The sequence below is a fragment of the Streptomyces caeruleatus genome (assembly GCF_001514235.1).
GTDB lineage: Bacteria > Actinomycetota > Actinomycetes > Streptomycetales > Streptomycetaceae > Streptomyces > Streptomyces caeruleatus.
In genome coordinates this window covers 890,452-913,114 of the sequence record NZ_KQ948925.1, presented here as the reverse complement: position 1 = coordinate 913,114, position 22,663 = coordinate 890,452, and the positions used below count along the sequence as shown (strand labels likewise).

19 protein-coding genes and 2 pseudogenes are annotated in these 22,663 nt (G+C 72.6%); 17 read left to right on the top strand and 4 right to left on the bottom strand.

Translation table 11 applies throughout. The features are described from left to right. Positions 1–167 precede the first annotated feature (167 nt). The 13 genes and pseudogenes from AQJ67_RS08810 to AQJ67_RS44860 all read left to right on the top strand — a co-directional run. A complete protein-coding gene (locus AQJ67_RS08810; RefSeq protein WP_062717470.1) occupies positions 168–407 on the top strand; it encodes a hypothetical protein in 240 nt (79 codons plus the stop codon). Next, positions 407–2,884 (top strand): heavy metal translocating P-type ATPase, encoded by a 2,478-nt coding sequence (locus AQJ67_RS08805; RefSeq protein ID WP_062717469.1) that lies wholly within the window; start codon positions 407–409, stop codon positions 2,882–2,884. The genes AQJ67_RS08810 and AQJ67_RS08805 overlap by 1 nt, the downstream gene beginning before the upstream one ends. A 32-nt stretch (positions 2,885–2,916) precedes the next feature. After that, entirely contained in the window at positions 2,917–3,459 is a 543-nt protein-coding gene (locus tag AQJ67_RS08800; RefSeq protein ID WP_062717468.1) for a copper chaperone PCu(A)C, read from the top strand. A gap of 211 nt (positions 3,460–3,670) precedes the next feature. Continuing rightward, positions 3,671–4,417, top strand: coding sequence for a hypothetical protein (locus tag AQJ67_RS08795; protein WP_062717540.1), 747 nt, complete (start codon positions 3,671–3,673; stop codon positions 4,415–4,417). A 235-nt stretch (positions 4,418–4,652) separates the two neighbouring features. Then, positions 4,653–5,333, top strand: a complete 681-nt coding sequence (locus AQJ67_RS08790) for a sigma-70 family RNA polymerase sigma factor (RefSeq protein WP_425264141.1) — start codon at positions 4,653–4,655, stop codon at positions 5,331–5,333. 113 nt (positions 5,334–5,446) lie between these two features. Continuing rightward, a complete protein-coding gene (locus tag AQJ67_RS08785) occupies positions 5,447–6,523 on the top strand; it encodes an ABC transporter substrate-binding protein (RefSeq protein ID WP_062717467.1) in 1,077 nt (358 codons plus the stop codon). Then, positions 6,520–7,614 (top strand): FecCD family ABC transporter permease, encoded by a 1,095-nt coding sequence (locus AQJ67_RS08780; RefSeq protein WP_425264140.1) that lies wholly within the window; start codon positions 6,520–6,522, stop codon positions 7,612–7,614. Before AQJ67_RS08785 ends, AQJ67_RS08780 begins: the two co-directional genes overlap by 4 nt. After that, complete coding sequence (locus AQJ67_RS08775) at positions 7,611–8,453, top strand: ABC transporter ATP-binding protein (protein WP_062717466.1); 843 nt, start codon at positions 7,611–7,613, stop codon at positions 8,451–8,453. Before AQJ67_RS08780 ends, AQJ67_RS08775 begins: the two co-directional genes overlap by 4 nt. A gap of 29 nt (positions 8,454–8,482) precedes the next feature. Then, on the top strand, positions 8,483–8,707 hold the full coding sequence (locus AQJ67_RS08770; protein WP_062717465.1) for a hypothetical protein: 225 nt from the start codon (positions 8,483–8,485) through the stop codon (positions 8,705–8,707). Between the two features lie 134 nt (positions 8,708–8,841). Then, a complete protein-coding gene (locus AQJ67_RS44870) occupies positions 8,842–9,399 on the top strand; it encodes an MFS transporter (protein WP_107122813.1) in 558 nt (185 codons plus the stop codon). Positions 9,400–9,412: 13 nt separating this feature from the next. Then, on the top strand, positions 9,413–10,462 hold the full coding sequence (locus tag AQJ67_RS08765; RefSeq protein ID WP_079055830.1) for an asparagine synthetase B family protein: 1,050 nt from the start codon (positions 9,413–9,415) through the stop codon (positions 10,460–10,462). A gap of 23 nt (positions 10,463–10,485) precedes the next feature. Further along, positions 10,486–11,094, top strand: a pseudogene (locus AQJ67_RS49095) (cytochrome P450 family protein); the annotation flags it as partial. Beyond that, positions 11,042–11,770, top strand: a pseudogene (locus tag AQJ67_RS44860) (L-tyrosine/L-tryptophan isonitrile synthase family protein); the annotation flags it as partial. The pseudogenes AQJ67_RS49095 and AQJ67_RS44860, both read left to right, overlap by 53 nt. On the opposite strand, the gene AQJ67_RS08755 reads toward AQJ67_RS44860, so the two are convergent. Genes AQJ67_RS08755 through AQJ67_RS08745 form a run of 3 tightly spaced genes read right to left on the bottom strand, consistent with a single transcriptional unit; the run spans position 11,740 to position 14,592 of the window. Then, the gene (locus AQJ67_RS08755; RefSeq protein WP_062717463.1) at positions 11,740–12,744 is read right to left on the bottom strand and encodes an ABC transporter substrate-binding protein; all 1,005 of its coding nucleotides are present in this window, start codon (positions 12,742–12,744) and stop codon (positions 11,740–11,742) included. The pseudogene AQJ67_RS44860 and the gene AQJ67_RS08755 overlap by 31 nt on opposite strands. Further along, positions 12,729–13,511, bottom strand: a complete 783-nt coding sequence (locus AQJ67_RS08750) for an ABC transporter ATP-binding protein (protein ID WP_062717462.1) — start codon at positions 13,509–13,511, stop codon at positions 12,729–12,731. The genes AQJ67_RS08755 and AQJ67_RS08750 overlap by 16 nt, the downstream gene beginning before the upstream one ends. A gap of 1 nt (position 13,512) precedes the next feature. Beyond that, positions 13,513–14,592: a FecCD family ABC transporter permease gene (locus AQJ67_RS08745; RefSeq protein ID WP_244190389.1), complete on the bottom strand. Its 1,080-nt coding sequence runs from the start codon at positions 14,590–14,592 to the stop codon at positions 13,513–13,515. Between the two features lie 354 nt (positions 14,593–14,946). Between AQJ67_RS08745 and AQJ67_RS08740 the strand changes: the two genes are divergently transcribed. The 4 genes from AQJ67_RS08740 to AQJ67_RS08725 all read left to right on the top strand — a co-directional run bounded on the left by AQJ67_RS08740 (position 14,947) and on the right by AQJ67_RS08725 (position 20,527). Further along, positions 14,947–15,672 carry an ankyrin repeat domain-containing protein gene (locus tag AQJ67_RS08740; RefSeq protein WP_062717461.1) on the top strand — a complete coding sequence of 242 codons (726 nt, stop codon included), beginning with the start codon at positions 14,947–14,949 and terminating at the stop codon, positions 15,670–15,672. A 246-nt stretch (positions 15,673–15,918) separates the two neighbouring features. After that, positions 15,919–17,316 (top strand): FAD-binding oxidoreductase, encoded by a 1,398-nt coding sequence (locus AQJ67_RS08735; protein WP_208614918.1) that lies wholly within the window; start codon positions 15,919–15,921, stop codon positions 17,314–17,316. 116 nt (positions 17,317–17,432) lie between these two features. Further along, complete coding sequence (locus tag AQJ67_RS08730) at positions 17,433–18,851, top strand: cytochrome P450 (RefSeq protein WP_062717460.1); 1,419 nt, start codon at positions 17,433–17,435, stop codon at positions 18,849–18,851. A 197-nt stretch (positions 18,852–19,048) separates the two neighbouring features. After that, positions 19,049–20,527, top strand: a complete 1,479-nt coding sequence (locus AQJ67_RS08725; protein ID WP_062717459.1) for an MFS transporter — start codon at positions 19,049–19,051, stop codon at positions 20,525–20,527. A 113-nt stretch (positions 20,528–20,640) separates the two neighbouring features. Here the strand turns inward: AQJ67_RS08725 and AQJ67_RS08720 are convergent, their stop codons facing one another. Beyond that, entirely contained in the window at positions 20,641–22,635 is a 1,995-nt protein-coding gene (locus AQJ67_RS08720) for a GDSL-type esterase/lipase family protein (RefSeq protein ID WP_062717458.1), read from the bottom strand. Positions 22,636–22,663: the final 28 nt, after the last annotated feature.

The following is a 22,663-nucleotide window of genomic DNA, read 5'->3' as shown; positions in this document are numbered from 1 at the left end:
AGTGGTGGTCGCCTCCTGCCTGCGCCACCCGTACCCCGAGGAGCCCTCGCCGCAGGAGCCGAACCGGGCCGAACGCCGTCGCGGCGGGGCCGCCTGAGAGGGAGTCCGGGAACTCCCGGCCCACCGCGCCCGACTCCTGGAGCGGTACGTGCGTCAGGAGGCCGTCGATGAAACCACCCCAACTTGTGTCACCTGCCCTCTGCGGGTTTCTGCTGCTGCTCGCCCTGGTCTTCACGGTGTCGTACGCCGTCGGAGCCGCCGCCGGGCCCGTCACGCCCGGCATGCACCGCTCCGGGACGGGCGATGGCGGCGGCGGTGGCACGGACCCCGGAGACCAGGACATGGGGGAGATGGGAGACATCGGGGGCATCAGGGACATGGACATGCGGCACGGGAGTGGCGGCTGATGGCCACGGAACCGGCACCCCCGATGACCACCACGGACCTCACCGTCGGCGGCATGACCTGCGCGGCCTGCGTGCGACGCGTGGAGAAGAAGCTCGCCAGGCTGGAGGGCGTGACCGCGACGGTCAACCTGGCCACCGGGCGCGCCCGGGTGAGCCATCCGCCGGACGTCCGCCCCGAGGAACTGGTCGCGACCGTCGAACAGGCCGGATACAAGGCCGCGTTGCCCGAGCCGCCCAAGCGGCGGGAGCGCCGGGGCGGCGAACCGGAACGGGCGAGCGGGCGGGAGCACGGGGATGTACGGGAGCCCGGGGATGTACGGGATCCCGAGGGCGTAGGGGATCCCGAGGGCGTAGGGGAACCCGAGGGTGTGCGGCGGGAGCGTGAGCGGCTCCTCGTCACCGCGCTGCTCGCGGTGCCGGTGCTCGTGCTGTCGATGGTGCCCGACTGGCAGTTCCGCAACTGGCAGTGGCTGTGCCTCGTGCTGGCCGCGCCGGTCGCGGTGTGGAGTGCCTGGCCGTTCCACGCCCGGGCCCTGCGCGGGCTGCGCCACGCCACCGCGACGATGGACACGCTGGTCTCCCTGGGAGTCGCGGCGTCCTTCTCCTGGTCGGTGTACGCCCTGTTCCTCGGCGGCGCGGGCGAGCCCGGTATGCGGATGCCGTTCAGCCTGTTGCCGACCGCCTCGGACGGCGCCGTCCACGTCTATCTCGAAGCCGCCGTCGGCGTCCCGCTGTTCGTGCTGGCCGGCCGTTTCCTGGAGGCGCGGGCGCGCCACGGCACGGGGGCGGCGCTGCGCTCGCTCGCCCGCCTCGCCGTCAAGGAGGTCTCGGTCCGCGAGGACGACGGCAGCGAACACCTCCTTCCCATCGAGGAGTTGGCGGTCGGGCAGGTCTTCGTCGTACGGCCCGGAGAGCGGGTCGCCACCGACGGCGACGTCGTCGAGGGCAACTCCGCCGTGGACCTGTCGCTCGTCACCGGAGAGAGCGAGCCCGTCGAGACCGGGCCGGGCTCGGCGGTCGTGGGCGGTGCCGTCAACGCGGGCGGACTGCTGCTCGTACGGGCCACGGCCGTGGGCGCGGACACCCAACTGGCGCGGATCGCCCGGCTGGTGACGGAGGCCCAGGCCGGGAAGGCACGGGCCCAGCGCCTCGCCGACACCGTGGCCGGGGTCTTCGTCCCCGCGGTCCTGTCGCTGGCCGTCACCGTCCTCGGGTTCTGGCTCGGGGCCGGCGCCGATCCGCAGGCGGCGATCACCGCGTGCGTCGCCGTCCTGGTCGTGGCCTGCCCCTGCGCGCTGGGCCTGGCGACCCCGACCGCGCTGATGGCCGCCACCGGACGCGGCGCGCAGCTCGGCGTCCTGGTCCGGGGCCCGCAGGCCCTGGAGGGGCTCCAGCACGTCGACACCGTCGTCCTCGACAAGACCGGCACCCTCACCTCCGGGCACATGAGCGTCGCCCGCTTGACGGCCGTGCCCGGAGAGGAGGGCGGACCCGGACCCGGATCAGGACCCGGACCCGGATCAGGACCCGGACCCGGGCTCAGCGAGGAAGCCCTGCTGCGGCTGGCCGGGGCGGTGGAACAGGGCTCGGAACACCCGCTGGGCCGCGCCGTCGTCGCGTACGCCCGCAGGACCCTGTCCGAGCAGGGGCCCTTGCCCGAGGTGAGCGACTTCCGGGCGGAGGCGGGACGGGGTGTGCGCGGCCGGGTCGAGGGCCGGTTGGTCGAAGTCCTCGCTCCGGACGACGAGTTGCCCCCGGCGCTGGCGGGCGCCCTCCAGGCCGCGGAGGCGGCCGCACACACGCCGGTCGTCGTCCGCGTCGACGGGGCGACGCGGGCCCTGATCGAGATCGGGGACGTCGTACGCCCCGGCAGCTACCGGGCCGTGGACCGGCTGCGGCGCCTCGGTGTGCACCCGGTCCTCGCCACCGGAGACCGGGAGGCACCGGCCCGCGCGGTCGCGTCCGCGCTCGGCATCGAGGAGGTGTACGCCCGCCGCACTCCCGAGGACAAGGCCGACCTCGTACGGGAGCTGAGGGCACAGGGCCGTCGCGTCGCGGTCGTCGGCGACGGCGTCAACGACGCGGCCGCGCTGGCCGGCGCCGACCTCGGCATCGCCATGGGCACGGGGACGGACGTCGCGATCGGGGCCGCCGACGTGACGCTGGTGCGCGGCGACATCGAGGCCCTCGGGGACGCCGTCCGGCTCGCCCGGCGCACCCTGGGCACCATCCGAGCCAACCTGCTGTGGGCCTTCGGCTACAACCTGCTGACCGTGCCGCTCGCCATGGTCGGCCTCCTCAACCCGATGGTCGCCGCCGTGGCCATGTCGGTGAGCTCCGTGCTCGTGGTGGCCAACAGCCTGCGCCTGCGGGCCTGGCAGCCGGCACCCGCACCGGCGGCGGCGCGCGGCCGGGAACAGGCCGTGGCAGGTGTTCCGGGCCCAAGGCCCGTCGCGACCGGGGGAGGAACCCGATGACCGCACCCACTGCCGAGCGAACGACCGGGTCGATGCCCGGACGAACGGCCGACCCGACGGCCCGCCCCCGGGCCTGGCGCCCGACCCGCCGCCGGATCACCGAAGCCCTGCTCGCCGCGCTCGCCCCGATCGCCGCGTGCGGTGTCGCCCTGGGCGGACTGACCACATGGGTGGGCTCCGGCAGCGCGGGCAGCCCGGCGCGGATCGCGGTCACCGACGGGCGGGTCTTCCTGCCGTACGGCGACGTCCGTGACAGCGCCGCGTTCTTCCGGATCACCAACACCGGGGGCGCGGACGACCGCTTGCTGGAGGTCACCTCGTCCGCGGTCGGCGGCGGCATGTCGCTCAGCCGCCACCGCATGACCAGCGGCAACGCGGCGTCCGCCCGGACGGTGGGCTCGGCCCGCATCCCGGCCGGCGGCGGCCTCGCCATGTCCCCGTTCGGCCTGGACGTGACACTGCGGGCCGATCCGGACTGGCAGACCGGCACCTATGTGCCCTTCACCCTCCACTTCGAGCGGGGCGGACGGATCGAGGTGCAGGCGGTGGTGGTCCGCCCGGGGGAGGGGCCTTGAGGGCGGCGGCACCGGGGACAGCCCGGAAAACAGCCTCGCCGGCGGCGGTTGAAGACAGCCCCCACACGCCTTACTTGTCGGTCGGCGTGCGCGCCCAGTTCCCTCCAGGCGATGTGTCCTGTATCACCGTTCTGGGCTTGAGTGCGGGACGGGGGTGTTGTGCGTACCCACCCGTGACGAGTGGGCCCCGGATGCGAGGATGAGGGCCGTCATGACTGCTGGGTGGGGTGTGCGCACGATACGGGCCGCGATGTTCGCGTCTGTCTGCGTGTTGCTCGCTGCCCTCGGTCACGTCCTGATGTCGGGCGCGTCCGTCCCCTGGTGGACGCTGGCCGCCGGCGCCGTCCTGACGGGCGGCGCGGGCTGGTGCCTGGCGGGCCGGGAGCGTGGACTCCCGCTCGTCGTCTCCGTCGTGGTCGTCGCCCAGGGCGGGCTGCACGCGGCCTTCGAGTTCGCGCAGTCCGCCGCTGGTGCCGGGCGCGACATGGGTTCCATGTCCGCGGGCCACATGGGCATGGGCCACATGGACGGGAGCCACATGGGCTCTGACCACATGGGTGCCGGCCACATGTCCGCGGGCCACATGGGTGCGGGCCACATGTCCGCGGGCCACGTGGGTGCGGGCGACATGGGCGTGGGCCCCATGGGGACGAGCCCCATGGACATGGGCCACGACATGGCCGGCATGTCCTCGCTCGGTATGTTCGCCGCCCACACCCTCGCCGCACTGCTGTGTGGCCTGTGGCTGGGGCACGGTGAGCGTGCCGCGTTCCGCATCCTGCGGGCCGTGGCCGGATGGCTGGCGGCCCCGCTGCGGCTGTCGCTCGCCCTGCCCGTACCGCCGACCCGGCCGCGGCCGCGCCCGCGGCGCGGCCGTTCCGACCGGGCACCGCGGCTGCTGCCGCTCGTTCACACGATCACCTCTCGGGGGCCTCCACCGGGGATCGCTGTCGTCTGAGACAGCCGGTTTCCCGAGGCCGTACGGACCCGGACGTCGAGTCGTCGACGCCGACCGTGCCTCGGGTCCCGGCCGTACCTGTCGTACGGCCGTGTCCCCGACACCCCCGGATCCCTCCGGTACGGCGTGCGCGTACGGCTCCCGTACGCGTCCCCGGATGCCGGCGGCGACGCCTTCGCGCCCGCTGCCGTCCCGGCCGCCGTGCCGGGGTCCGGACTACCCGAGAAGGACTCAGGTGATCACTCCTGCCCTGCCCTCCTCACGCGCGACCCGCGTGAGAGACACGAAGGCGGACCACACCTCCAAGGCGGCCTCCTGCGACGAGTCGACGACCGCGTGGGCGCTGGCCGCCCGCGGCGGCGACCCGGACGCGACGGACCGTTTCGTCCGCTCGCTGCACCGTGACGTCGTGCGGTATGTGGCGCATCTGTCCGCCGACCCGCAGGCCGCCGACGACCTGGCGCAGGACACGTTCCTGCGGGCGCTCGGCAGCCTGCACCGGTTCGAGGGGCGTTCCTCGGCGCGCGCCTGGCTGCTGTCGATCGCGCGTCGCGCGGTGATCGACAGTCACCGGTACGCCGCCGCCCGGCCGCGGCTGTGCGACACGGACGACTGGACGCTGACGGCGGAACGCGCCCAGCCGACCGGCCTGCCCGGCTTCGACGACGGCATCGCGCTGCTCGACCTGCTGGACGCGCTGCCCGACGAACGCCGTGAGGCGTTCGTCCTCACCCAGATGCTGGGCCTGCCCTACGCGGAGGCGGCCGAGATGAGCGACTGCCCGGTCGGGACGGTCCGTTCACGTGTGGCCCGCGCCCGCGCGACCCTCGTCGAACTGCTGACGGAGGCCGAAGCCGAGGCGGTCTTCGAGGCCGGGGTCGAGGCGGTGGCCGTGCCCGACGTCGTGGCCGCCTGACCCGGATCCCGGTGTCGGTTCCCCCCGCCGGGAACTGACACCGGGTTCGCCCCGACTACTGGACCGGGCGGCGGAGATCCGCCCGTGCGTCCAGTGGATCCAGGGGAGTTTCGATGCGTTCTCGTGTGGGGCGGGCTACGACGGCCGCGGTGCTCGGCGGCCTGCTGGCGGCAGGCTGCGGCAGCGGGAACCAGGACACGGCGAGCTCCGCCGCCGGCAAGGACGGCGGCTCCACGGGCGGCTTCCCGGTCACCGTCACCGACTGCGCCGGCGTAAGGACCACCTTTGCCTCGGCCCCGAAGAGCATCGTCACCAGCAACGCCTCCAGCCTGGAACTGCTGCTGCGGCTGGGCGCCGGGGACAAGGTGATCGGCACCGGCTTCCCACCCGGCAAGGGCACACTGCCGGGCGAACTCGACGCGCGGGCACAGCGGGTGAAGGTGCTCAGCGACACCGTGATCCCCAAGGAGAAGCTCCTCGGCTCCGGTGCCGACCTCTACATCGACACGTTCGCCTCGATGAACATGGGCGGCGGGATGGGCGACGCGCCGACCGAGGAGGAGTTCGAGGCGGCCGGCATCAAGCACACCTTCCTGAAGTCCACGGCCTGCGCCGCCATGCGCAAGGGCCCCGTCACCGACCTCACCGCCGTCGAGGACGACATCACCGCCCTCGGCGCCGTCACCGGCACGAGCGCGAAGGCGAGGGAACTCGTCGACGGGATGCGCGGCAAGGTGGACGCCGTACGGAAGGCGGTGGGCGGCACGCCCGAGAGCGAGCGGCCGACGTACTTCTTCTTCGACTACGACGCCGGCACCAAGCAGCCCATGGCCGTCTGCAACCGCCAGGTCGCCCACGCGGTCATCACCCTAGCCGGGGCCCGCAACGTCTTCGCCGACTGCGACGGCGACTACAAGCAGGTCGGCTGGGAGGACGTCATCGCGAGGAACCCGGACTGGATCCAGCTCGGCGTGCGCGACCGGGGCAGCGAGAGCGCGAACGACAAGGCCTTCGACGAGGCGCGCGGGTGGCTGCAGTCGAACCCCGCCACCAAGGGGCTCAAGGCCGTGCAGGAAGGCCACTTCCTGCGTATCGGCTCCGAGCAGACCACCATCGCCGGTGTCACCAACGCCGACACGGTCGAGTCGATCGCGAAGACCCTGTACCCGGGCAAGGCCGGCCGACGGTGATCGACACCCTGGTGCGCCGCAAGGGCACGCAGGACCGGCGCGACGGGCAGGAACCGGCACGGACGCGTTCCGTGCCCGCCGCGCCGCTGGCCCTGGCCCTCACCGTGGCCCTGCTCGCCGCCCTCACCGCGGCGGTGTCCTGGGGCTCCACGTCCGTCCCGGCCCACGAGATGTGGAGCGTGGTGTGGCGCCGCCTGTCCGGCGAGGCTCCGCGCCCCGGCACCGACGACCTCATCGTCTGGCAACTCCGCCTACCCCGCGCGCTGTTGGCCGCTCTCGTCGGCGCGGGGCTCGGTGTCGTCGGTACGGCGATGCAGGCCCTGGTGCGTAACCCGCTGGCCGACCCGTACTTCCTCGGCATCTCCAACGGCGCCTCCCTCGGCGCGGTCGCCGCGATCGTGCTCGGCCTCGGCACGGGCGGCGCGCTCGGGCTCGGCCTGTCCGGCGCCGCGTTCGCAGGCGCCCTCGCCACCTTCGCGCTGGTGTGGGCAGTGGCCCGGCGCCGGGGCGGGTTCGCGCCACTGCGGCTGGTGCTGGCCGGGGTGGCGATCGGGCAGTTCCTGTCCGGCTTCACCAGCTACCTCGTGCTCCAGGCCGGCGACGAGCAGCAGACCCACAGCGTGCTGTTCTGGCTCATGGGCAGCCTGAGCGGCGCGAGCTGGCCCCTGCTCGCCGCGCCCGCCGTAGCCGTACCGGTCACCCTGCTGTGGCTCCAGGCGCGTGCCCGTGCGCTCAACGCGCTGATCATGGGCGACGAGACGGCGTCCGGACTCGGCGTCGACGCCACCCGTCTGCGCCGGGAACTGTTCACGCTGACCAGCCTGCTGACCGGCGTACTCGTCGCCGTCTCCGGCGCCATCGCCTTCGTCGCGCTCATGGTCCCGCACGCCTGCCGCCTGGTCGTCGGCGGAGACCACCGCCGCCTGCTGCCCGTCTCGGCGCTGTTCGGGGCGCTGCTCCTGGTCGTCGTCGACATCGTGTGCCGTACGGCCATGGACACGCAGGAGCTGCCGGTCGGCGTCGTCACCTCGCTGATCGGTGCTCCGGCACTGCTGTATCTGCTGGACCGGCGCCTGGGGAGCGGGAGTTGAGAATCGAGATCGAGAACCTGCACGTCGCGTACGCCGGCCGTACGGTCGTCTCCGGCGCCGGTCTGATCGCGGCCGACGGCGAGATCACCGGCCTCGTCGGACCGAACGGCAGCGGCAAGTCCACCCTCCTGCGCACCGTCTACCGGCATCTCAAGCCGGTCGCCGGCCGCGTCCTGCTCGCCGGCACCGATTTGCGCCGGCTGAGCCCCGTCGAGGCGGCCCGGCATGTCGCGGCCCTCCCGCAGGAGCGGGGCGGCGACTTCGAGCTGACCGTCCGCGAGGTCGTCGCGATGGGCCGTACGCCCTACAAACGGGCCTTCGCCGGGGAGGACGCCGCCGACCGGGACGTCGTCGCCCGCGCCCTCGCGGACGTCGGCATGGAGGGCCACACCGGGCGCCGGTTCACCGAGCTGTCCGGCGGGGAACGCCAACGCGTCCTGCTCGCCCGCGCCTTCGCCCAGGAGCCGGACGTGCTGGTCCTGGACGAGCCCACCAACCACCTCGACATCCGCCACCAGGTGGAACTGCTTGCCCTGCTCAGGGCAGGGCGCCGTACGACCCTGGTGTCGCTGCACGACCTCAACGCCGCGGCGTCCGTGTGCGACCGGCTGCACGTCCTGCACGACGGCCACGTGGTCGCCTCCGGCCCGCCCCGGGAGGTGCTGCGACCTGCCCTGCTGGCCGAGGTGTTCGGCGTACGGGCGACGGTGGTGGACCATCCGCTGACCGGTGACCCGCTGATCGCCTTCGACCACCGGGCCCCGGCGGACGGCGCGGGTATCCCTCTGTCGGCCCCGGGCGATGTGCTCGGGGCCGGTCCCGGGCGGTCACTGCGGTGAGCGCCCACGATCGCGAAAGGTTGTGCACTATGAGCGACATCCAAGGGACGGCCGGGCTGGACCCGGTGGCGACGTTCTGCGGCAACTGCGACTGCGGCTGTCCGCAGCTGTTCGTCGACCCGGCCGCCCCGGCCGAGCGCCGGGTGGTCCTCACGGACGACTTCGGGCAGCGGGTGCAGATGAGCGCGGACCAGTTCTCGTCGCTGGTCGCGGAGGCCAAGTCCGGCAAGCTGGACGGCATCGCCACGGCCTGACGCCGTGTGACGGGGGCCGACTCCGCATTCATCATATTTCCGGCCATGTCCGGGAACTCGGCCCCCGTACCTCCCGACCTCTGGGACGAGGCCGCTGTCCGGCGGCCCGGCCGTGAGCAGGAGGGGGCGCGAGCGTGAGGGACCGCTGGGATCTCGTGGCCGTGGCGGGCGCGCTGTCATTCGTGGCGATGCTCGACATGAACATCGTCAACGTGGCGCTGGCCGACATCGCGGCGGACCTGCACGTCCCGGCCGCCACGGCCCAGTGGGCGGCACTGGGATATCAACTCCCGGTCGTCGCCCTGCTGTTGCCGGTCGGCCGCCGGCTGGACGGCGCGGGCACACGGCCCGCCCTGCTGTCGGCCACCGCCGGCTTCGCGCTGTGCAGTGCCCTGGCCGCCCTCTGTCTGGGCGGCGGCCCGACCCAGGCCCTGGTCATGGGCGCCGCCCCACCCGGGCGGACCGCGACCGTCGGCTCGACGGTGCAGGTCGCCCGGGGCCTCGGCTTCACGCTCGGCCCGGCCCTGGCCACGGCCGTCTGGAGCCTCGCCGGGACGGGCACCGGTGCCGGAGCACGTGCCGCGCTGACCCTCGCCGCCACGGCGGCCTGCGTGGCCGTGCCCCTGCTCGCCCGGCCCGGCCGGCCCACGGCAACCGCGTCCGAGCGGACCACCGACCCCGTCTCGACCTGACCTAGGAGTCCCCATGTGCGGAATCACCGGCTGGGTGTCGTTCCACGAGACCGCCCTCCTCGCCGACGAACTCCAGCTGCGCGAGGGACCGGACGCCCGGATCCGGTCCTACGCCGTCGACTACAGCGACCAGGCCGAGCGGTTCACCGGCGACGTCCTGCGCACCGGTCACGACACCCCGTACGCCACCGAGGCGGGCGCGTTCATCGGCACCGAGCACAGCACGGTCGTACTGGACCCGCGTGCGCTGCTCGACCCCGAGCACCGCGCAGCCGTCGTCGTGGCCCGTGACTCGCCGATCGGCGTCGGCGACATGGACACCTCGCTGTACCTGCTGTTCGGGGAGATCCGGCGGCACTCCACCGTCGCCCTGTCCGGCGAGGCCGCCGACGAGGTCTTCGGCGGCTACCCCTGGTTCCACAGCCCCAGGGCACTCGCCGCCGACACCTTCCCCTGGCTGCTGGTCACCGGCGACGAGGCCGCCATGCCGCTCAACCCCGAACTCGGCCTGCGCATCGGCGAGTTCCGCGACGACACCTACCGCACCGCCCTCGCCGCCGTACCCCATCTCGACGGCGAGACCCCCGCCGAGCAACGGCAGCGCGAGATGCAGCACCTGTCCCTGACCCGCTGGCTGCGCCAACTCCTGCACCGCAAGGACCGGTTGAGCATGGCGCAGGGCCTGGAGGTCCGCGTCCCGTACTGCGACCACCGGCTCGTCCAGTACGCCTTCGACGCGCCCTGGGCACTGAAGAGCTTCGACGGCCGGGAGAAGAGCCTGCTGCGCGCGGCGGGAGCGGGGCTCGCCCCCGACTCGGTGCTGCACCGGCCCAAGAACCACTACCCGGCCACCCACCCCCCCGACTACAACCGCGGTCTCCAGGACCTGGCCCGTGCCGCCCTCGCCGTCGAGCAGGTCCGCACGCTCGCCGACGAGACCCGTATCAAGCCCTGCCTCGACACCCCGCCCGAGCGGCTGGAGTGGAGCCACCGCCTCCGCCTCGAACGCGTCGTCGACCTCGCGCTGTGGCTGGACCACCACCAGCCCGAACTCGCCCTCTGAGCCCTCTGAGGAGGCCCCGACCCATGACCGTCCAGGACCAGGAACCCCTCCCGGCCGGGCAGCACCGGCAGTCGCTCCCCGATCCGGTCCCGCTGATGGGCTGCCCGTACAAGAGCAACCCCTACCCCCTCTACGAGCGGATGCGCGAGGCCGGTCCGGTCCACCGGGTCCTGTTCCCCAGCGGCGTCCGGGCCTGGCTCGTCACCGGCTACGACGCCGCGCACGCCGCGCTGAACGACGACCGCCTCGGCAAGAACCACGACCGGGGAAACGACCGTTGGCGCGCCCGCGCCTCGATCATGCCCGAACCGCAGCACTCCCAGCTCCAGGCACACCTGCTCCACCAGGACCCACCGGACCACACACGGATGCGGCGCTTCGTGACAGACGCCTTCACGCCACGCCGCATCGAGCAACTGACGCCCAGCTTCCGGGAGTTGGCCGACGAGCTGGTCGACGCCCTCCCGGTGACCGGGCCCGTCGACCTCGTCGCCGGGTTCGCCGCCCACTTCCCCTTCCGGGTACTCGCCCAAGTCATCGGGCTGCCCGGAGAGTTGGCCGTGCGGTTCGACCGCGACCGAACGCCTTTCCCTCCGCTTCCTGCACGCCCTGTGCGCGGACATCGCACGCATCCACCCGCCCGGCGCGCACGTCGTCATCTGCTCCGACGGCCATGTCTTCGGCGATCTGATCCACGTACCCGACGAGCACATCGACGCCTACGCGGACGAACTCCGCGCGCTGATCAGGGAGTCGGACCTGAGCCACCTCTCCGTCTTCGACCTGCGCGACGTCCTCGGCGACCTCCCCCACGCCACCAAACGCGCCCACGTCCACGACCGCCACGCCCCCACCCTGGACGCCCTGCGCGCCGAGATCCGCGCCGACGCCCCCACCCTCGCCCTGTACCGGGGCATCACCCGCTTCCTCGTCGAGGACACCACCGGGTTCACCGGCACCCGCTCCGCGCTCCAACGCGAGTGCCGCAGACGGGCGTACGGCGTCATCCAGCGCAGCCGTGCCTGGGCGGAGCTGATCGCCGACCACCATCCGCGTGCCGTACGTCTGTCGATCCACCCCCAGCCGGCCGGCGCCCCCAAGTTCGGCATCCGGCTCCTCGACGCCCCCGACGCCTGGACCACCCCGTGGCACTCGGCCGCGTTGCGCGAACCCGACGGCAGCTGGACCCTCATGCCCCGCGCCAGGGCCCAGCGGCTCGGCCGCCTCGTCCACCGCGACGGCAGACCGAGCCACTTCGAGCGCTCCCGCGCCGACGCTCAGCGCTCCTCGGCGACCGTCCGCAGATAGGTGCCGAGCCGGGCGACGGCCGAGGGGTTGCGGGGGCTCTCCACCAGGTCGACGTAGTCGAGGACGAAGATCCGCTTGTGCTTGACGGCGGAGACGTTCCGCAGGGGCGCGTAGGACAGCAGGAACTTCTTCTTCTGCTCGGCGCTGACGTCTCCGTAGTCGCAGATCACGATGACGTCCGGGTCGCGCCGCACCACGCTCTCCCAGCCCACCGTGGTCCAGGAGTCCTCGACGTCGTGCATGACGTTGACGCCGCCGGCCTCGCTGATGATCTGCTCGGGGGCGGCGTAACGGCCGGAGGTGAAGGGCTGGTCCTGCCCGCTGTCGTACAGGAACACCTTCGGCCGGTCGGCGGCCGCAGGGGCCTGCGCCCGCACCCGCGCGACCTGCTTCTTGAAGCCGGCGATCAGCGTGGCGGCCCGCTGCTCGACGCCGAACAGCTTCCCGAGGTTGGTGAGGTCGGCGTACAGGGCGTCCAGGGGCGGCATGATGCCGCGCGAGGACTCGGTACGGCCGTTGTGGCAGGACTCGGTGAGGACGTACGAGGGGATGCCGAGCTTCTTCAGCGCGTCGGGGGTGAAGCCGCTGTCCTCGCGGAAGCCGTAGTTCCAGCCGGCGAAGACGAGGTCGGCGCGGGCGTCGAGGACGTTCTCCTTGGTGAGCTGCTCCTTCGACAGCCACTTCACCTTGTCGTAGCCGTCCTTCCACGGCACGCCGTTCAGATCGCCCTTGTCGTCGGGCATGGCGAACCCGGCCATGCGGTCCTCCAGACCGAGGGCGAACATCAGCTCGGTGATGCCGACGTCGTTGGTGACCACCCGCTCGGGGACCTTGTCGAAGGTCACCTCGCGGCCGCAGTTGGTGAGGGTCACCGCCGAGGACTTGGCGTTGGCCGGCTTCTCGACCGTGGCTCCGCAGCCGGTCGCGGTGACGGTCGCGGCGAGGCAGAGGGCGGTGGCTACGAGCTTGCGCATGTGGTTCCTTGGGGGAGGAGGTCGAACAGGAGCTGGACCGCGCCGGTCTCCGGATGCCGTACCGGATGGGCGCGGACACCGAAGACCTCGGCGAGCAGGCCGGGTCGCAGGACGTCGTGCGGTGCGCCCGAGGCGACGATGCGGCCCCCGGCGACGACGTACAGGACGTCGCAGTGCGCGGCGGCCAGGTTGAGGTCGTGCAGGGCGGCCAGCGCGGTCAGGCCGCTGGCCCGCACCAGGGACAGCACGTCCAACTGGTGGGCGATGTCGAGGTGGTTGGTGGGCTCGTCCAGGACCAGCACCTGAGGCTGCTGGGCGAGCGCACGGGCGATGAGCACGCGCTGCTTCTCGCCGCCGGACAGGGCGAGGAACCCGCGGCCGGCGAGATGGGCGACGCCGGTGCGGTCCATGGCCGCGGCGCAGATCTCCCGGTCGGACGCGGCCGTACGCTCCCGGTGCGGCAGCCGCCCCATCGCCACCACCTCGGCGACCGTGAAGTCGAACTCGGCCGACGACTCCTGCGGCAGCGCGGCCAGCACCCGCGCGGCGGCCCGCGGCGCCATCGCGTGCACGTCGTCCCGGTCGAGCCGCACCACACCGCCGGCCGGGCGCAGCGCCCGGTACACGCACCGCAGCAGCGTGGACTTGCCGCTGCCGTTCGGGCCGACGAGCCCGACGAACGTCCCGCTGTCCACGGTGAGTCGAATGTCCTCCACCAGGCGGGCCCCGGCGGCCTCGACCGTCACACCCTCGATGTCGAGCCGCATGTCACCGACCTCCGAACGCGTAGCCGCCGCGCCGCATCAGCAGCAGAAACGCGGGCACCCCGACCACGGCCGTGATCACCCCGACGGGCAGTTCGGCGGGCGCGAGGAGCAGCCGGGACAGCAGGTCCGCCCACACCAGCAGCACGGCCCCGACCAGCGGCGCCACGGCCAGCACCCGCCGGTGATCGGCGCCGACCAGCATCCGTACGACATGCGGCACCATCAGCCCGACGAAGCCGATGGCCCCGCTGACCGCGACCACGGTCCCGGTCACGGCGGCGGTGACCAGGAACAACTCCCTGCGCAGCCGCCCTGGTCGGACGCCCAGCGCGGCGGACGTCTCGTCGCCCATCGCCAGCGCGTTGAGCGCCTCGGCCCGCCACCGCAGCCACACCCACCCGGCGGCCACGGTCACGGCGGCGAGCGGCACCTGGACCCAGGTCGCACCGCCCAGACTGCCGAGCAGCCACATCATCGCCGAGCGGGCCGCCTCGCCCCGGGCCGCGCCGAACACCATCACGGTGGTCACGGCCTCGAAGCCGTACGCCAGCGCCGTCCCCGTCAGGACCAGCCGCAGCGGGGTGAGCCCGTGCGGCGACCGGGCCACGGCGTACACCAGCGTCATGGCCGCGAGGGCCGAGACGAAGGCGGACAGGGACAGCGCCCAGACGCCGAGCCCCGCGAACGCGCCCAGCAGGATCACGGCGTTGGCGCCCACCGCCGCGCCCGAGGAGATGCCCAGCACGAACGGATCGGCGAGCGCGTTGCGCACCATCGCCTGCACGGCCACCCCGACGGCCGCGAGCCCGGCCCCCACGACGGCACCGAGCACGACACGCGGCAGCCGGAGCTCCCAGACGATGGTGTACGCGGCGACGTCCCGGGCGTCGATGGTGCCGCCGGTCAGCCCCGCCCCCAGCAGCCGGAAGACATCGCCCCACCCGATCCCGGCCGCGCCCAGCCCCACACCGCACACGACGGACACGAGCAGGAACAGCCCCAGCCCGACGACGAGCGGTGGTACGGAAACGCGGGGGGCGACGGATGCCGGTCTCGGTATCCGCGGCTTCCTTCGGAGCACGGGCGGGCGGGTCCTTCGCCTGGGGCCAGCCTGTGAGCCTCGATCGAGGAGACGGCCCGTACGACCGTGCCGGCCGCGCGGTCCCCTCTCGCAGTCCACGGCGAGCAGTCAACGGGTCGCACCCACCACGGGCGATCGGGCTCACGCGACGGACCACAGGGTCCCCGCGCACACCGTTGCGGGTCAGCGCCGGACTCTCACCGGACTTCCCCCGCGGGAGGCCCGGGGAGCGTAACAGACGGGGTTCGGCGGCCGTGGGACAGGGCTGCCGCACCGCTGGAAGGGCGTTGTCAGTGGGCCGTGTTATCCAGGTGGGGACGCTGTCCAGGTGAGGACCCGGAAGGAGGCCCCCTGATGTTGATCGACCCGACCGCGCCGACGGCCCGAGCCGTGAGCGAGGCGATCCGGAGCGGCGACGTGAAGGCGCTGCGGGACCTGCTCACCGCACATCCGGGGCTGGCCACGGCCCGGGTCGGCACTGTCAAGAGCGCACGCAGCCTGCTGCACCTCGTCACCGACTGGCCCGGCCACCCGCCGGGCGGCCCCGCCACGGTGGAGGCGCTGGTCGCCGCGGGCGCGGACGTCAACGCTCGGTTCACCGGCGCCCACCGCGAGACCCCGCTGCACTGGGCGGCCAGCACCGACGACGTGCCCGTCCTGGACGCCCTGCTCGACCTGGGCGCGGACATCGAGGCCGACGGCGCGGTCATCGGGGACGGCACACCACTGGCGGACGCGGTGGCCTTCGGGCAGTGGCGGTGCGCGCGGCGCCTGGTGGCTCGCGGCGCCCGCACCACCCTGTGGCAGGCGGCCGCCCTCGGCGAAGCCGACCGCGTCGCCGCCCACCTCACCTCCGAGACCGCCCCGCCCACCGCCGAGGACGTCACCAACGCCCTGTGGTGCGCCTGCCACGGCGGGCAGCGGGAGATGGCCGACCACCTGCTGCGACACGGCGGCGACGTCAACTGGATCGGCCACGACCGGTTGACGGCACTGGACGCAGCCGACCGCTCGGGACACCCCGCGCTGGTCGCGTGGCTGCGCGATCAGGGGGCGAGATCCGCCGCGGAGTTGGTCTGACGCGGAGTTGGTCTGACGCCGCGGCGACACGCTCGACGTGCGACCCTCGGCCGTGCGGTGAAGACTGGGCCGTGGCGGGGCCGGTCCGCCCTGCCGACATCAATCATCGACACATCACCACATCGACATACCGGAACATCGATACGAGGTGCGAACGGATCCGCGCACCACGCCCTCGCTGCCCGCCCGGACGTCAGGTGCCGTCATCCGTCCGCGGTTCACGTCGTCACACAGAGGGGTCCGGCCATGGGCGGCATCGACGGAACGGCACTCGAAGGCCTGCGCGAGACACTGCGGGGACCGGTCATCACCCCGCGCGACCCGGGCTACGACGAGGCCCGCAGCATCTACAACGCCATGATCGACCGGCGCCCCGCGGCCTTCGCGCAGTGCGTGGACGTGACGGACGTACGCACCGTGCTCTCCTTCGCCAGGGACACCGGCGTCGAGCTCGCCGTGCGCGGCGGCGGGCACAGCGGACCCGGGCTGTGCCTGGTCGACGACGGGCTCGTCCTCGACCTGTCGACGATGCGCGCGGTGCACGTCGACCCCCGCGCAGGAACCGCGCAGGTCGCCGGCGGCGCACAACTCGGCGACCTGGACCACGCGGCCCACACCTTCGGCCTGGGCGTGCCGGCCGGCATCATCTCGATGACCGGCGTGGGCGGCCTCACCCTCGGCGGGGGGCACGGCTATCTCACCCGCAAGTACGGCCTGACCATCGACAGCCTCCAGTCCGCCGACGTCGTCCTCGCCGACGGATCGTTCGTCACCGCGTCCGCCGAGGAGCACCCGGACCTGTTCTGGGCGCTGCGCGGCGGCGGCGGGAACTTCGGGGTCGTCACCTCCTTCACGTTCCGGCTGCACCCCGTGGACACCGTCGGTGTCGCGGTGACGGTGTGGCCGATCGACCGCACCCCCGAAGTGCTCCGCTGGTACCGGGAGTTCCTGCCCGCCGCGCCCCGGGACCTGTACGGCTTCTTCACCGTCTTCGTCATCCCGCCCGGACCGCCGTTCCCCGAGCCGATCCACGGGCAGAAGATGTGCGGCGTCGTCTGGTGCTACACCGGCGACCTCGCGGGCGACCGCCTGGAACAGACGCTCACCGCGGTCAACGAACCGGCGCCGTCCGCCTTCCACTTCACCACGCCCATGCCCTACCCCGGCCTCCAGGGCATGTTCGACACGCTGATCCCGAAGGGCTACCAGTGGTACTGGCGCGGTGACTTCTTCGACACCGTCTCCGACGCCTCGATCGAGGTGCACCACAAGTACGGCGAGAACATCCCGACCGCACTGTCCCTGATGCACCTGTATCCCGTGGACGCCGCGGCCCACGAGGTCGGCGCCGACGACACGGCCTGGGCGTACCGCGACGCCGTCTGGTCCGGCGTGATCGCCGGAATCGACCCGGACCCCGCCAACGCCGACCTGATCCGGCAGTGGAGCGTCGACTACTGGACCGACCTGCACCCGCACTCCATGGGCGGCTCCTACATCAACTTCCTCGGCGAGGCCGAGAGCGCGGACCGGGTCCGGTCGACCTACCGCGGCCACTACGACCGCCTCGCCGCCACCAAGCACACCTACGACCCGGACAACTTCTTCCACGCCAACCAGAACATTCCGCCCGCGGCCGGCTGACATCCCGGCCGCACCCGTCGTTCACCCGCGAGGACCGCCTGAGGTAGTGTCACCGGCGTTGCCGGCTACTGACTGGTAGTGCGCCGGTGCGGTGAGTGTCGGAGGGCGGCAGGACGGTGGAATCCCAGGTGGGCGAGAGCGGATCCGTGAACGTCGACGGCACGCGCTTGGAAGAGCTGATGCCCGGGCCGCTGCTGACCCGCGACTACGAGACCCGCCCCTCGCTCGTCTACGAGCGGCTGCGACAGCAACACGGTCCGGTAGCCCCGGTCGACCTGCTCGGAGTGCCCGCCTGGCTGGTCCTCGGCTACCGCGAGGCCCTCCAGGTGCTCCAGGACGACGACGCCTGGCCGAAGGGCCTGGAGCACTGGCGGGCCCGCACCGAGGGCGAGGTCCCCGCGGACTGGCCGCTCGGGCCGTCCCTGGAGGTCAACCACGTGCTGATCCAGGGCGGCCCCGGATACGGCTCGCTGCGCATGGCCTGGGACGCGGCACTCAAGCCGTTCCAGGACCCCGGACACCCGCAGGCCAAGCGCCTGAAGGCGGCCGTGACCGCCTACGCCGACGACCTGATCACCCTGGTCGGACAGGGCGGCGGCACCGGCGTGGCCGACCTCTCCGCCCAGTTCTCCCGCCCGCTGCCGCTCATGGTGGCCAGCCATCTCCTCGGCTTCCCCGGCTCCCAGGGCGACGACGCCCTGATGGACATGTGGCGCGTGCTCGACGCCGGCCCGGACGCGGAGCCCGCCCTGGAACGCCTCCTCGCCACACTCGCGGAACTCGCGGCGGTGAAGCTCGAAAAGCCCGGCGACGACTTCCCGTCCCACCTGCTCGCCGCCCACCCCGGTCTCTCGCTCGACGAACTCGCCCGCGAGCTGTTCATGCTGCTCGGCATGACCTCCGACCACGTCGGCATCCTCATGTCCAACACGGTGGTCGAGGTCATCTCCGGCGACGGCGACGGCGCGGTGCGCGCCAGCCTGTCCGCCGGGATGATCAGGGAGACCATGAACCGGGTGGTCATGCGCAAGCCGCCGCTGGTGAACTTCGTCCCGCGCTTCGCCGCCGAGGACACGCCGCTCGGCAACTACACGATCCGGGCGGGCGACCCGGTCTGGGTCTCCTCCGCCGCCGCCCACGCCGACCCGCTCTTCGCCGACCACGTGGCGCCGGGCAGCACGATCAGCACCCGGGCACATCTGTCCTGGGGCGCGGGCCGCCGCCAGTGCCCGGCACGCGAGCTCGCCTCGACGGTCGCCGCGGTCGGCGTGGGCCGGCTGTTCGAGCGCTTCAGCCACCTGGACCTCGCCCTCCCCGCTGATCAACTGCCCTGGCGTTCCTCGCCGTTCATGCGCGGCCTGCGCTCACTGCCCGTGCGGTACGAACTCGCCGCGATGCCCGAGCGGGCGGTGACGCCGCTGCCGGCCCCCGACGCGGCACCGGACAGCGTCGATCCGGCGCTGCCGGACCGCTCCGCCCGGCAGCGCTCGTCGCTCTGGCGCTATCTGACGGGACTGATCCGCGGCGCTCGCTGACCCGGCCCCCACACCGGACTCCTGCGACCCGGTGATCGACTGGAGGGTCGTACGGCACCGGCGTACGGTCGAATGGTGGCGGGAACCAGCCATCGAACCCCCGCCCACGGCGCACCGCCATGAGCAACCCCGAGCCGGCACCCGAAGCACGGACCACCCCGCAGGAGACGGAGCGGAGCGAGAGCCGTGGCAGCGGTATGGCGTTGCTCGTCATCGCGTCCTGCCAGCTGATGGTGGTGCTCGACATCACCATCGTGAACATCGCCCTGCCCGACATCCAACGCTCGCTCGACTTCTCCACCACCAGCCTGTCCTGGGTGGTCAACGCCTACACGCTCACCTTCGGCGGACTGCTGCTGCTCGGCGGCAGGATGGGCGACATCCTCGGCAGACGGCGCGTGTTCATCTTCGGCGTGCTGCTCTTCGTCCTGGCCTCCCTGCTGGGTGGCCTCTCCCAGAACGAGTGGCAACTCCTCGCCGCCCGTGCCCTCCAGGGCGTTGGCGGCGCCATCGCCTCCCCGACCTCCCTCGCCCTGATCAGCACCACCTTCCCCGAAGGACCCGAACGCAACAGGGCGTTCGGAGTCTTCGCCGCGGTCTCGGCCGGCGGCGGCGCGATCGGGCTGCTGGCGGGCGGCATGCTCGTCGAATGGCTCAACTGGCGCTGGGTGCTGTTCGTCAACGTGCCCATCGGACTGCTCATCGTGCTCGCCACACCGCGCTGGATCCGGGAGTCCGAGCGGCACCCCGGGCACTTCGACGTCCTGGGCGCGATGACCTCCACCATCGGCATGGTGCTGCTGGTGTACGGGTTCATCCGGGCCGCGCAGGACGGCTGGCGGGACCCGCTCACCCTGGGCGCGTTCGGGGCGGCCGTGGTCTTCCTACTGCTGTTCGTCCTGGTCGAGCAGCGCTCCCGGCAGCCGATCACGCCCCTGCACATGTTCGCCGACCGCAACCGGGCGGGAACGTACGGCATGATGCTGAGCCTGGCCGCCGCGATCTTCGGCATGTTCTTCTTCCTGACGCTCTTCGTGCAGAACGTGCTGGACTTCAGCCCGCTCGAAGCCGGGCTGGCCTTCCTCCCGGTGAGCGCCGTCATCGCGATCGGCGCGGGACTGGCGTCCCAGTACCTGCCCAGGTACGGGCCCAAACCGTTCATGGTGGTGGGCGCGATCCTGGCCGCCGCGGGCCTCGCCTGGCTGACCCTGACCGACATCCACTCCACCTATCTCGGCAGCATCCTCGGCCCGATGCTCGTCTTCAGCCTCGGCATGGGCATGGAGTTCGTGTCGCTGACCCTGATGGCGCTGTCCAATGTGGCGACCCCGGAGACGGGCGCCGCCTCCGGGCTGCTGAACGCCACCCAGCAGGTCGGCGGCTCGCTCGGACTGTCCATCCTCGTCACGATGTACGGCACGGCGAGCAACAACGAGGCCGACCAACAGATCCCCGCCTTCCTGTCCCAGGCGACCCCGCTGGAACGCGTCCGCTTCGAACGCACCGGTCAGCTCCCGTCGCCCTACGCCGACGAGATCCTCACCGCCGGGGTCTCCGCCGCCTTCATCATGGCCGCGATCTTCACCGCCATCGCGGCGGTGATCGCCCTCCTCGTCATCCAGGTCCGCCCCTCCGACCTGGAACGCCTCCAGGGCGGCGGACTGCCCACGGCCTGACACGCGGACGACACGACGGCCCGCCTCTCCTGATCGGCGCGTGGACTCGGCCGACCGTGACGCCCAACGCCTGCCCGTCGCCCTGGAGATAACGGAGGTATGCGCCGGCTCGCTCAGCTGCCGATGCGCGCCGCGATGATCGGTGCCAGGCGGTCGGTGATGACCCGGTGGCCCTGGTCGTTGGGGTGGACGGAGTCCGTCAGGTCGCCGGAGCCCAGCCAGCCCGTCGTGTCGACGAACGACAGCCGGGTGTCACCGCCGGCGACGGCCGCCTGGACCGCCGCCTCGGTCTGCGGGACGTACCGGCCGCGGAAGGTCTCCAGCGCGAAGATCCAGGCCCGCGGATAGGCGGCGCGCACCTTGCGCAGCAGACTGCCGTACGCCGCCTGGAACTGGGTCGAACTCACGCCGTGTCCCACGTCGTTGGTGCCCAGGTTGATGACGACCGCGTCCGCCTGGTAGCGGGAGAAGTCCCAGTCCGGTGTGGCCGAGTTGGGGTTGAGCCGGCCGAACTGCTGCTCCAGGCCCACGCATCCGTCGGCCGTCGCGACCAGACAGGCACCGCCCTGGGCGACCTGGGTGTGCTCGGCGCCCAGCCGTTCGCCGATCAGCCAGCCGTACGCGGTACGGGCGTTCTGCGAGGTGGTCGTGCCGACCGTGATGGAGTCGCCGACGAACTCGATCAGCCTGGCCGGGGCGGACGGTGCGAACGTCGTCGCGCCGCTGTCGAGGGCCAGCCCCTGGAAGACGGCGTCGCCGCGATAGGAACCCGCGACCACCTGGTAGTTGACCTGGAGCGTGTGGTTGCCGGCGGACAGCGGCGACGGCGTCAGGTCCACGGTGCCCTTGACGTCGTCGTAGAACCTCACCGGCCCGTTGTCGATGCGCGCCCAGAAGTCGATGGTGTTGCGCTGCTTGAGCTTGACGGTGCGGCCGGTGAAGCCGACCCGGTAGTAGGCGCCGGCCCAGTACGGCGTGTAGAGCGTGCTGGAGCTGCGGGTGTCCCAGCGGCCGACGAACTTGATGTTGGGGTCGCCGGGCTGACCGGGAGCGGCCGCTCTTGTGGAGACCTCGGCGGAGCCGCCGAGCCGGGCCGCGATCACGGGTGCCAGACGGGCGGCGAACTTGGTGTGACCCGCCTCGTTGGGATGGCCGTTGCCGTCCTCGTAGTCGGTGCCGTCGGCGAGCCAGCCCGTGGTGTCGACGTAGTGCACCTTGGCGTCACCGGCGCTGTTGCGGGCGCTCACGGCCGCTCTGGTCTCCGTCACATAGCGCTTCTTGAGCGTCTGCACGGCGAAGAGCTGGGCCTCGGGGTGCCTGGCGCGCAGGTCGCTCAGGAACTTGGTGTACGCGGCCTGGAACGCGGCGCCGGACACGCCGTGGCCGATGTCGTTGGTGCCGAGGTTGACGACGACCGCGCTCGCCCGGTAGCGGGAGAAGTCCCAGGCCTGGTCGCCGGTGCTGCCGGTCCGGAAGTACTGGCCGCTCAGACCGACGCAACCGGACTGGGCGACCAGGCAGTAGCCGGCGCGGGCGATCCGGGTGTGCCGCGTTCCCAGCCGCTCGCCGGTCTTCCAGGCGTACGAGTCGAGCGCCAGCCGGTCGGTGAGGGCGCCGGCGGTGATGGAGTCGCCGACGAACTCGACCAGTCCGGAGGGCACGGTCGGACTGACCGTGCGCGCGCCGGAGTCCAGGACCAACCCCTGGAACACGGTGTCGCCCGAGCGGTAGGAGATCCGCAGGGTGTGGGTGCCGGGGGAGAGGGGCTGGGGAGTGAGGTTCACCGTCCCTCGTACGCCCGCGTGGAAGACGTCGGGGCCGCCGTCGACGCTCGCGTAGAAGTTGACCGCGTCCCTCGCCCGGACCTTCACCGTGGTGCCGGTGAAGGCCGTCTGGAGGTAGGCGCCGGACCACTGGGGCACGGCGGCGGTGCCCGAACTCGTGTCCCAGCGGCCGACGTAGACGATGTTCGGGTCGGTCACCGAACCGTCGCCCGCCGCCGCCCGGGCCGGCGAGCCGCCCGCCCAGGACAGCGACAGAAGGCAGGCGACGAGCGCCGCGGTGAGAAGGAGGGAAAGGGTGCTTCTGGAGTGCGGGGGTGTCTGCACGGGGATCCCTTTCACGTGGGGGGTGGGA

Bases quoted from the DNA above. Each gene is read 5' to 3' on its own strand.
- AQJ67_RS08810 (WP_062717470.1), top strand. From the start codon at position 168: ATGAAACCACCCCAACTTGTGTCACCTGCCCTCTGCGGGTTTCTGCTG.
- AQJ67_RS08805 (WP_062717469.1), top strand. From the start codon at position 407: ATGGCCACGGAACCGGCACCCCCGATGACCACCACGGACCTCACCGTC.
- AQJ67_RS08800 (WP_062717468.1), top strand. From the start codon at position 2,917: ATGCCCGGACGAACGGCCGACCCGACGGCCCGCCCCCGGGCCTGGCGC.
- AQJ67_RS08795 (WP_062717540.1), top strand. From the start codon at position 3,671: ATGACTGCTGGGTGGGGTGTGCGCACGATACGGGCCGCGATGTTCGCG.
- AQJ67_RS08785 (WP_062717467.1), top strand. From the start codon at position 5,447: ATGCGTTCTCGTGTGGGGCGGGCTACGACGGCCGCGGTGCTCGGCGGC.
- AQJ67_RS08770 (WP_062717465.1), top strand. From the start codon at position 8,483: ATGAGCGACATCCAAGGGACGGCCGGGCTGGACCCGGTGGCGACGTTC.
- AQJ67_RS08765 (WP_079055830.1), top strand. From the start codon at position 9,413: ATGTGCGGAATCACCGGCTGGGTGTCGTTCCACGAGACCGCCCTCCTC.
- AQJ67_RS08755 (WP_062717463.1), bottom strand. From the start codon at position 12,744: ATGCGCAAGCTCGTAGCCACCGCCCTCTGCCTCGCCGCGACCGTCACC.
- AQJ67_RS08750 (WP_062717462.1), bottom strand. From the start codon at position 13,511: ATGCGGCTCGACATCGAGGGTGTGACGGTCGAGGCCGCCGGGGCCCGC.
- AQJ67_RS08740 (WP_062717461.1), top strand. From the start codon at position 14,947: ATGTTGATCGACCCGACCGCGCCGACGGCCCGAGCCGTGAGCGAGGCG.
- AQJ67_RS08735 (WP_208614918.1), top strand. From the start codon at position 15,919: ATGGGCGGCATCGACGGAACGGCACTCGAAGGCCTGCGCGAGACACTG.
- AQJ67_RS08725 (WP_062717459.1), top strand. From the start codon at position 19,049: ATGGCGTTGCTCGTCATCGCGTCCTGCCAGCTGATGGTGGTGCTCGAC.